Annotated in this window: 6 protein-coding genes and 1 pseudogene; 4 read left to right on the forward strand and 3 right to left on the reverse strand. The window is 71.9% G+C overall.

Translation table 11 applies throughout. The annotated features are described in order from the left end of the window. Positions 1-883, reverse strand: a pseudogene (locus D7W79_RS32415) (hypothetical protein); the annotation flags it as partial. A 182-nt stretch (positions 884-1,065) separates the two neighbouring features. Between D7W79_RS32415 and D7W79_RS32420 the strand changes: the two are divergent. After that, the gene (locus D7W79_RS32420; protein ID WP_120529232.1) at positions 1,066-1,443 is read left to right on the forward strand and encodes a metallothionein; all 378 of its coding nucleotides are present in this window, start codon (positions 1,066-1,068) and stop codon (positions 1,441-1,443) included. A gap of 58 nt (positions 1,444-1,501) precedes the next feature. On the opposite strand, the gene D7W79_RS32425 is transcribed toward D7W79_RS32420, so the two are convergent. Both D7W79_RS32425 and nadA read right to left on the reverse strand, forming a co-directional pair. Continuing rightward, the gene (locus tag D7W79_RS32425) at positions 1,502-2,113 is read right to left on the reverse strand and encodes a zinc ribbon domain-containing protein (protein ID WP_120529233.1); all 612 of its coding nucleotides are present in this window, start codon (positions 2,111-2,113) and stop codon (positions 1,502-1,504) included. A gap of 86 nt (positions 2,114-2,199) precedes the next feature. Then, positions 2,200-3,132, reverse strand: a complete 933-nt coding sequence (gene nadA, locus D7W79_RS32430) for a quinolinate synthase NadA (protein WP_120529234.1) — start codon at positions 3,130-3,132, stop codon at positions 2,200-2,202. A gap of 379 nt (positions 3,133-3,511) precedes the next feature. On the opposite strand from nadA, the gene D7W79_RS32435 reads away from it, so the two are divergent. Genes D7W79_RS32435 through D7W79_RS32445 form a run of 3 tightly spaced genes read left to right on the forward strand, consistent with a single transcriptional unit; the run spans position 3,512 to position 9,659 of the window. After that, positions 3,512-5,950 (forward strand): PilZ domain-containing protein, encoded by a 2,439-nt coding sequence (locus D7W79_RS32435; protein ID WP_120529235.1) that lies wholly within the window; start codon positions 3,512-3,514, stop codon positions 5,948-5,950. Beyond that, positions 5,950-6,735: a methyltransferase domain-containing protein gene (locus tag D7W79_RS32440; RefSeq protein ID WP_171436649.1), complete on the forward strand. Its 786-nt coding sequence runs from the start codon at positions 5,950-5,952 to the stop codon at positions 6,733-6,735. The genes D7W79_RS32435 and D7W79_RS32440 overlap by 1 nt, the downstream gene beginning before the upstream one ends. Continuing rightward, on the forward strand, positions 6,732-9,659 hold the full coding sequence (locus tag D7W79_RS32445) for an ATP-binding protein (protein ID WP_120529236.1): 2,928 nt from the start codon (positions 6,732-6,734) through the stop codon (positions 9,657-9,659). The genes D7W79_RS32440 and D7W79_RS32445 overlap by 4 nt, the downstream gene beginning before the upstream one ends. Positions 9,660-9,691 lie beyond the last annotated feature (32 nt).

Below are 9,691 nucleotides of genomic sequence, written 5' to 3' on the forward strand. Positions count from 1 at the left end.
CCACAGCCACCGCGCCCACCGCGTACAGCGGCCACCGGTCCGAGCCGTCATGGAACGTGTTGGCGAGCACCTGGAAGAACTCCGCGCGGTTCTGCTCGAAGCCCTTCCACGCCAGGTTCTGCGGCGAGAACGTGGGGCCCCACGCCTTCCACGGCGCGCCCGGCTGGATGTCCGGCGGATTGCCGAACCGCAGCACCACCCACGACAGGAACAGCGTCACGCCGGGCACCACGCCCAGGAGCGCCGGCACGCGTGGCCGCAGCCGGGCCACGATTCCCCGCCCGGCCGCGTCCTCCGGCACCGGCGTGGTGAGGAGCAGCCACGGCAGCCCGAACGCCAGGAACCCGAAGGCCTGCACGTGGAAGAGCAGCACCGCCACCAGGCACACCGCCAGCCCCACGCCCCAGCGTGCGCGGCGCGGCGCGTCCGTCAGCGTCCGCACGAACAGGCCGCAGCACAGCAGCGTCAGCGGCAGGGCCGCCAGGTAGTTGATGAAGCCCCAGCCGAAGCTGTCCCCGTACGCGAGCGGCAGCGTGAGCAGCGCGGGCCACGACGGCCGGCCCAGGCTCCGCAACAGGAAGGCCATGCCCAGCGGCATTCCCACCACGTACGCGGTGAGGAAGACGCGGTTGGCCAGCTCCAGCGGCAAGAGCCAGTTGAGCGCGCTGACGAGGTAGTAGTAACCGAGGTAGGGCGTCAGCTCGTGCCGCGCCGCGAACAGCGTGGGGTACAGCGTCGTCGGGTCGTCCAGCCGGTGCAGCACCGAGATGAGGTACAGGTGCTGCGGCAGGTCCACCATCGGCAGGAAGCGCGACACCCAGAGGGGCAGCGCCCCGAGCACGAGCGCGGCGGCGAAGGCGATGCGGTCGGTTCGATTCGTCACGGGCAAGGAGGGCGCGGACTGTACGCGTGCGCCCCCGCGCCGGGCGAGCGCACCGTGTGCTCTGCTGCCGGGTAGGCAAAGGTGCGTGCGAATGCCTTGGCAGGGGGAATGCCCTGCGCTATAGCCCGGAGCGGCGGGCGTCTCCCCCAAGCCTTCAAGGCGCCTCGCCAAGGAGAGCGGACATGGCACGCAGCGCGACGTTGATGACCGCGGGATTGCTGCTGGGCGGCCTCTGGCTGATGCCCGCCAGCGCCCACGCCTGCGAGGCCCACGCGAAGGCGGCCGCCTCCAAGGGCTCCTCGCAGCAGGCCCAGACGCCGTCCCCGGAAGCGAAGCAGGACGAGGCGCCGCGCCCCCTGGAGGAGCTGGACCAGGTGCTGACGGCGAAGTGCTCCTGCGGCAGCAAGGCGGACTGCACCTGCAAGCGCGGCAAGTGCGAGTGCTCCAAGTGCTCGGGCCGTCACGCTCCGCGTCAGGTGATGGACGCGCTGCGCGGTCGCCCCGCGACGCAGGAGCTGCAGGAGGCGCGCAACGACGCCTCCGCCGGCATCTTCATCTGAAGCGGGGAGGGGGCCTCCCTGACTGGCGGTGGCCCCCGTTGGAACCCCGGCCGGTGGCTCAGGCCGTCGGGCTGGACGAACGCCCGCGCGGGGCAGGGGCGCCGCCCTCGGACACGAGCACGGGCCAGCCGCGCGCCATCGCCTCGCGGAAGAAGGCCGCCAGCTCATGCCGGCTGGTGTTCACCGCGCCCTGGAACGGGTCGATGAGGGCCTCCTCGCCCAGGCTCTGCTGCGAGGACAGCTGCACCGGGTGGCCGCAGCGCTCGCAGCGGATGGACACCTGGCGCACCAGGGCCACCGGCACCGCGTAGCGGGCGCTGCACTCGCCGCACTTCCACACCAGCGCGCGCTCTCCGGCCTCCCGGCGCGCCAGCTGCTCCAGCTCGTCCGCCATGCGCAGCAGCGCGGGCAGGTCCTGGGGCGGCTGGGCGAAGATGGCGCTGGGGCCGTAGCCCTTGCCGGGGGAGCCCAGGGCCGGGGGACGGTCCCCCTGGAGCAGGGCGCGCAGGCGGTCGCGGGCTTTCAGGTCGCGGAACTCGGCGCCGGCGAGGGCGCGCTCCACGGCCTCCATCACCGGCGGCAGGTCCGGCTCGAGGCGCTCGTCGTCCGGCAGGGTCTTGGGGAAGTCCACCAGCCGGTGGGCGGGAAGTGCGAGAAATCGGAAGGCCACGTCTCTTCCATGGCACTTGGGCCCGCCATCCGCAAGACGCGAGTTGCTGAACGTGGGACGCGGGCGACAGTCCCCGGGCGCTTCTTTCAGGCGGACCACTCCAGCATCCGCTTCAGGGGCGCCAGCGCCGCGTGCTGCAGGTCCGCGGGCAGCACCAGCTCCGGGGTCCGGTCCTTCATGCACCGGTAGAGCTTCTCCATCGTGTTGAGGCGCATGTACGGGCACTCGTTGCACGCGCACCCGTTGTCCGGCGGCGCCGGGATGTACGTCTTGCCCGGGGCGGCCTTCTTCATCTGGTGGAGGATGCCGGCCTCCGTCACCACGATGAACTTCTGCTTCGGGCTCTTCACCACGTAATCCAGGATGGCCTTGGTGGAGCCGATGAAGTCCGCGTGCCGCAGCACCTGCTGCTCGCACTCCGGGTGAGCCACCACCTCCGCGTCCGGGTGCTCCACCTTCAGCCCCACGAGCTTCTTCTCGCTGAAGATTTCATGGACGATGCAGCTGCCCGGCCACAGCACCATGTCGCGGCCCGTCTCCTTCATCACGTGCCGGCCCAGGTGCTGATCCGGCGCGAAGAGGATGGGGCGGTCCTTCGGAATCTGGTTCACGATGCGCACGGCGTTGGACGACGTGCAGATGACGTCGCTCATCGCCTTCACCGCGGCGGAGCTGTTCACGTACGACACCACGAAGGCGTCCGGGTGCTTGTCCTTGAAAGCCTTGAAGGCCGCGGGGGGGCAGCGGTCCGACAGCGAGCAGCCGGCCTTGAGGTCCGGGAGCAACACCTGTCGGGTGGGATTCAGAATCTTCGCGGTTTCCGCCATGAAGTGCACACCGCAGAAAACGATGACGTCGGCTTCCGTCCGCGCCGCCGCCTGCGCCAGCGCCAGGCTGTCACCGACGAAGTCGGCCACGTCCTGCACCTCGCTCTCCTGGTAGTAGTGCGCCAGGATGACCGCGTTCATGGAGCGCTTCAGCTCCCGGATGCCCGCCTCGTAATCGACCGTCTCGCCCATGGGGGGCCTCCTCGTCGCCCGCGCATTCTGTAACGGCGTCCAGGCCCTGGGGCCAGCGCGCAAAGTCCGCACTGAATCCACGCGCCCTACCCACCAAGGGGTCCCGGCTGACTGCGCGTCTTTAACCTATTCCGAAAAGTCCTCTCACCCCCGCGTACATCACCTAATCCGTGGGAGCAGGTAAAGTACGCGCTGGTTGTTCGCCGGCGGGTCACCGGGAAGGCGTCACAGCGCGAGCCCTGCTGGCACCAGAGAGAGCATCAGGCTCGGACACTCAAGACATGCGGATGGCGGGAACGGGGCGCGTGCATGCCCCGCGTCGACGGGAATGGCGCCGTGCACGGGCGCCGGTGTGGCTCTTGCGCGTCGGGAAAAATCCATGAGCGTGCCGACTCACGAAGTCCTCATCGTCCACCCCAACGAGCTGCGCCGCAACGCGCTGAAGTCCGCGTTGGGAGCGCACCGGGTCTCGGTGGTGGGCTCACAGCTGGAGGCCACGCGGCGCATGGAGGCGTCCGTGCCCACGCTGATCATCGCGTCCGCGGACAACGCACGCCGCTTCCTGCGCCACGTGGACCGCGCCGCGCCGGAGGCCGTCTGCGTGTTCGTCTGCGCGCGGTCGGATCAGCACGGCCTGGAGGAGCTGGTGGAGACGGCCGCGGAGGGGCACGTCTTCAGCACGGTGGACGACGCGCTGACCGAAGGGGAGCTGAGCATGCGGCTGCGCGACATCCTCCAGCTGCGCGCCTCCACGCGCGTGGTGCTGGACGCGGGGATGCGCGTGGACTTCCTCTTGCGCGACCGGCCCTTCAGCGCGGAGTGCCAGGACCTGGGCCACTTCGGCGCCGCGCTCCAGGTCCCCATGGACGCGTCGATGGCGGCCTTCCTTCCGGGCACGCCCCTGGACTCGCTGTCCATGGTGCGCGACGGCCGGCCCGTGCTGCACGTGGCCCGCGCCTACGTGCGCCACGCCACCCCCGTGCAGCAGGGGACGCACGCGTTCCTGCGCGTGGGCATCTCCTGGCGGCCCGCCCCCGTGGAGGCGACGTCCGCCCCGCCGCGCACGCTGCGGGACGCGGTGGCGGTGCAGGCCGCGCTGCGCAAGGCGCTGCGGCGCGAGCTGCCCGTGTGGGTGCACCCGCCGGACAGCCAGACGGCGCACTTCCGGCTGGAGTCCGCCACGGTGGAGGCCTGCGACGAGCGCGGCCTCTTGCGCGGGCAGGTGTCCCCGGCGCTGCCCACGAGCGTGGGGGAGGTGGTCCACCTCTCCTTCGAGATGGGCGGACAGCGCTACCGGGGCGTCACCAGCATGCTCCACGTCGGGCATGACGGCGTGGCCTTGGGGATGCCCCGCTCGCTGGCGGTGGAGAACCGGCGCGGGCAGCAGCGCTTCCGCCCCAGCGCGCACCACCGCTTCCTCGTGCGCTTCATCTCGCCGTTCAGCGGCCAGCGCATCACCCGCGCGGTGCTGGACCTGGGCGCGCGCGGGTTCGCCTTTCCCATCGACGCGTCGTGCGAGGTGCTGCCGGTGGGCTCCCACCTGGACACCACGCTGCTGCTGCCGGACGGCGCGGAGGTGGCGTGCCGCGTGGAGGTGCGCTCGGTGGACGTCGTCCCCTTCGAGTCCCGGCATGATCAGCGCCTCAGGCCCTACCGCTGCGGCGTGCGCATCCTGGACATGCCGCGCACGGTGCGCGACGCCATCGTGGACGCGTTCGTGTCCGCGCGGGCGCCCCAGGTGCGCGACGGCGCGGTGTTCCGCTTCCCGGACCTCTGGCGGATGATGGAGGACGCCCACTACACCTTCCACCCGGACCATCCCTTCGGTGAGGAGTCCCGCGTCCTGCCCGTGCTGGAGGCCACGCACGAGCGGCTGAGCCGCGCGCGGGAGCTGGGGCGCTCGCTCGTCTTCACGGATTCGCGGCGGCTCTTGGGACACGTCAACGGCCTGCGCATGTACTCCGGCACGTGGCTGGTGCAGCACCTGGCCGTGATGCCGGGCTTCCGCCGCAGCGAGCAGATCTCCAGCGAGCTCACGTCGCTCGCGGTGGAGGTGGGCGAGGCGATGGAGGACGTGGAGTTCATCCGCTACATGTGGCGCACCGACAACCGGTGGCCGCACCGGCTGGGCACGTGGCTGGCGCGCGTGCTGGAGGGCCAGGGGCTGTGCCACCTGCGCCAGTTCCACTACCTGCGCGCGGACCTGCCCCTGAAGCCCGCGGTGGACGCGGCGGCGCTGCCGGCCGTGCGTGAGGCGGGGCCGGAGGACCGCCGGTGGCTGGAGTCGTACCTGCGCCGCCGGGGGGAGATGGTGCGCCTGCTCAGCGAGGACCTGCGCGCGGACCCGGGCGCGGAGGCCGTCCTGGGCGAGCGCTTCCGGGCGGCGGGCCTGCACCGGGAGCGGCGGATCTTCGTGGTGGAGGGCGACGGGGGGCCGCTCGCGCTGGCGCTCCAGGACGAGGCCACGCCGGGACTGAGCCTCATCGAGGTCACCAACGGCTTCAACCTCGTGGTGCCGGACCGGGAGCACCCGCGCGCGAAGGAAGCGGTGGAGGCGCTGGCGCTGCGGTGCGTGACACACGCGCGCGAGCGGGGCCGCGGCGCCGCGCTGGGCCTGGTGGACACGCTGGACGTGCCGGTGCTGCGCGAGCTGGGCTTCGTGGACCAGGGCCGCTTCTCCGAGTGGACCTTCCACCGCTCCATGGTGCGCCGCTGGTGCGAGGCCTGGCGCTCGCTCTTCGAACGGCAGATGCCCATGCGCCGCACGAAGCACCGGGTCTCCGCGCCGGCTCCGGTCCCGACCCAGGAGGTGCGGTGATGTACCTGATGGAATCCGCCGATGAGTCCCGCCGCCTGCTGGAGCAGGAGCAGTCCCAGGACACGCGCGCCGTCCTGCGCCGCACGGGCCTCAAGCCGGGAGACCGCGTGCTCGACGCCGGCTGCGGCCCCGGCGGCATCGCGGAGCTGATGGCGGAGCTGGTGGGGGAGGGGGGCCACGTCACCGGCGTGGACCTGCACGAGGGCCGCGTCGCGGAGGCCAGGGCGCGCAACGCCCACCGCCCGCACCTGACGTTCCTCCAGGCGGACGTGCGCACCACGGGGCTGCCCGCGGACGCGTTCGACTACGCCTGGAGCCAGTACGTCTTCGAGTACCTGCCGGACCGGCACGTCGCGCTCGCGGAGCTCATCCGCGTGACGCGGCCCGGGGGGCGCGTGGTGGTGTCCGACATCGACGGGCTGGGCTTCCAGAACTGGCCCTTCCCGGAGCACCTGCGCGCGGGCACCCAGCGCATCGTGGAGGCCCTGGCGACGCGCGGGTTCGACCTGTACGTCGGCCGCAAGCTGTTCTCCGAGTTCCGCCGCGCGGGCCTCACCGACGTGCGCGTGCACCTGATGCCCTTCTACCTCTCCGCGGGCGCCGCGGAGGCGCGGCTCGTGCGCGACTGGAAGACGCGCTTTGAGGCCCTGGCGCCGGTGGGCGCCGCGGCCTTCGGCGGCCTCGAGGCCTACCAGTCGCACTGCGATGACTTCCTGGCGATGCTCGAGGACCCGGAGGGACTGAAGTACGCGGTGACGCTCGTCACCGAAGGAACGAAACCGTGACCCCACGCCTGCCGGCGGTGAAGGTGCAGGACGTGTCACCGGACAACGCCCCCGAGGTGAGCGTCCGTGCCACGTCCACGCTGTTGCTCTACTTCGAGCACCGCTACGGCGCGGAGCGGCTGGCCAAGGTGTGGCGCGAGCACGGGTTCAGCCTGGGGCTGGACTACATGCGCCAGCCCACCAACTACGTCTCGCTGCGCTTCCTGGAGCGCGCGGCGGCGGCGCTGCGCGAGGAGTCCGGCGACTCGCGCTTCATGCGCGAGGCGGGCCTGTTCACCGCGTCGCCGCAGGCGCTGGGCTTCGTCTTCTACATGCTGCGCGCCTTCGGCTCGCCCAAGGCCTGCTACAAGCAGACCATCGACTTCTCCCCCAGCTACAACCGGGTGGGGGCGTTCACGGTGGACCTGCTGGAGCACAAGCGGCTCAAGCTGGCCTACCGCAGCAGCATCCCGGAGCAGAACCGCAACATCTGCGAGCTGCGCATGGGCCAGTTCGCGTCCTTCCCCACCATCTGGGGCCTGGCCCCCGCGGAGGTGCGGGAGACGGAGTGCCAGGTGCTGGGCGGCGAGGCGTGCCGCTACCACCTGACGTGGACGGATCCGCCCACGCTCTGGGGCCACTACCTGGGCCTGCTCCTGGGCATGGTGAGCGGCCTGCTGGCCACGCACCTGGGCTGGGGCGACGCGCTCTTCTCCGTGGCGTCGCTGAGCATGGCCGGCTTCGCGCTGGGCGGCTGGCTGGACCGCCGGCGCGAAATCAAGCGCAAGGACGAACTGCTCGCGGCGCAGGCGCAGGCCAACATGGGCTCGCTGCGGGAGCTGCAGCAGCGCTACGACGAGGTCTTCGGCAGCAACGTGGCCCTGGAGGACCGCGTCGCGGCGCGCACGCGCGAGCTGTCGGAGGCGAACGCGAAGCTGGAGGCGGCGCTCGTCAAGCAGCGCGAACAGGACCGGCTGAAGACGGAGTTCTTCGACAACGTGAGCCATGAGTTGCGCACGCCGCTCACGCTCATCCTGCTGTCGCTGGACGCGCTCCAGAAGGAGCCGGAGTCGCTGCCCACGGTGGTGCGGCAGCACCTGGTGACGCTGGACCGCAGCACGCAGCGGCTGCTGCGCCTCATCGACAACCTGCTCAACCTGGCGCAGCTGGAGGCGGGCAAGGTGCGCCTGCGCTACCAGCCGCTGGAGCTGCACGCGTTCCTGTCATCGCAGCTGCTGCCCTTCCGCACCGTGGCGGAGAAGCAGGGGCTCACCCTCACGCTGGAGGGCGGGCCGGTGTCCCCGGTGCACGTGGACGCGGAGCGGATTGAGGGCGTCTTCCACAACCTGGTCTCCAACGCGCTCAAGTTCACGCCGGCCGGCGGCAGCATCGCGGTGCGCGTGCGCGAGGACGACACGGACGTGCACGTGGAGGTGGTGGACACCGGGCAGGGCATGGCGCCCGCGGACCTGGCCGTCATCTTCGACCGCTTCGCCCAGGCGGACACGTCCGGCACGCGGCGCTTCGGGGGCAGCGGCATCGGCCTGGCGCTGGTGAAGGAGACGCTGGAGTTGCACTCGGGCGGCATCGAGGTGTCGAGCACGCCGGGCCAGGGCTCCAGCTTCCGCGTACGGCTGCCCAAGGGCACCCAGCACCTGCGCGAGGACCTGCGCGAGCGCCGCGCCACGGACCTGCCCACGCGCCGCGAGCGCCGCAGCTCCGGCCGCTTCGCCACCGTGCTGGCCGCCACCGTCGCCGGGGCGCAGCGCCCGTCGGAGCCGCAGGACCACACGCGCGCGGACGCGAAGGCGCCGCGCATCCTGGTGGTGGAGGACGACGCGGAGATCCGCGCCTTCATCGCGGACATCCTCGCGCCGGGCTACCGGGTGCTGGAGGCCATCAACGGCGAGGAGGGCGTGCGCCGCGCGCTGGAGGAGCGGCCGGACCTGGTGGTGTCCGACGTGATGATGCCGGTGCTGTCCGGGCTCAACCTGCTGGTGCAGCTGCGCTCCCACGCGCAGACGGTGGACCTGCCCGTCATCCTGCTCACCGCGCGCCAGGAGGTGTCCGCCAAGGTGGAGGCCCTGGGCGCGGGCGCCAATGACTACCTGGGCAAGCCCTTCAGCCCGCGCGAGCTGCTGGCGCGCGTGGAGACGCAGCTGCGCCTGCGCGAGGCGGCCGTGCGCGCGGCGGAGAACGAGCGGCTGGCGGCCATCGGCCTGCTCACCTCCGGCTTCGCGCACGAGGTGCGAAACCCCCTCAACGGGCTGATGAACGCGCTCATCCCGCTGAAGGAGGTGGTCCAGGGCAAGCAGACGGGCGGCGACCCCAACCTGGGCCCCGCGATGCTGGAGGTGATGGAGGAGTGCGGCCAGCGCATCCGCCACCTGGCGGAGTCGCTCCTGTCCTTCGTGCGCACGGCGGAGAAGCCGGTGTCGGTGCGGCTGGACGCGGCGCTCGACTCCACGCTCAGCGTGCTGGGCTGGCGCATCCCTCCGGGCGTCGTGGTGGAGCGCTCCTACCAGTGCGCGGAGCCCATCTGGGGCGACCCGGGCACCCTCAACCAGGTGTGGCTCAACCTGCTGGACAACGCCGTGCGCGCGGTGGGCGACACCGGCCGCGTGCAGGTGGAGACGTCGCAGCAGGGCGACGAAGCGGTCGTCACCATCGTGGACACCGGCGTGGGCATCCGCCCGGAGGACCTGGAGCGGCTCTTCCAGCCCTTCTTCTCCACGCGCACGGCCGGGGAGGGCACCGGCCTGGGCCTGGCGCTCAGCCGCCGCATCGTCCTGCAGCACGGCGGGCGCATCCACATCACCAGCCAGATGGGCCAGGGCACGCGGGTGGAGGTGCGGCTGCCCCTGCGTCCGGCGCACGCGGAGCCCCTGGCCTCCACCCCCACCACGGGTGCGAGTCGCGGCCGATGGTCGCGGCGCATCGGCTGACGCGGCCGGCCACGAATGGGAGGGGCGCGGGG

The organism is Corallococcus exercitus (genome assembly GCF_003611585.1).
Lineage (GTDB): Bacteria > Myxococcota > Myxococcia > Myxococcales > Myxococcaceae > Corallococcus > Corallococcus exercitus.

Bases quoted from the DNA above. Each gene is read 5' to 3' on its own strand.
- D7W79_RS32420 (WP_120529232.1), top strand. From the start codon at position 1,066: ATGGCACGCAGCGCGACGTTGATGACCGCGGGATTGCTGCTGGGCGGC.
- nadA (WP_120529234.1), bottom strand. From the start codon at position 3,132: ATGGGCGAGACGGTCGATTACGAGGCGGGCATCCGGGAGCTGAAGCGC.
- D7W79_RS32435 (WP_120529235.1), top strand. From the start codon at position 3,512: ATGAGCGTGCCGACTCACGAAGTCCTCATCGTCCACCCCAACGAGCTG.
- D7W79_RS32440 (WP_171436649.1), top strand. From the start codon at position 5,950: ATGTACCTGATGGAATCCGCCGATGAGTCCCGCCGCCTGCTGGAGCAG.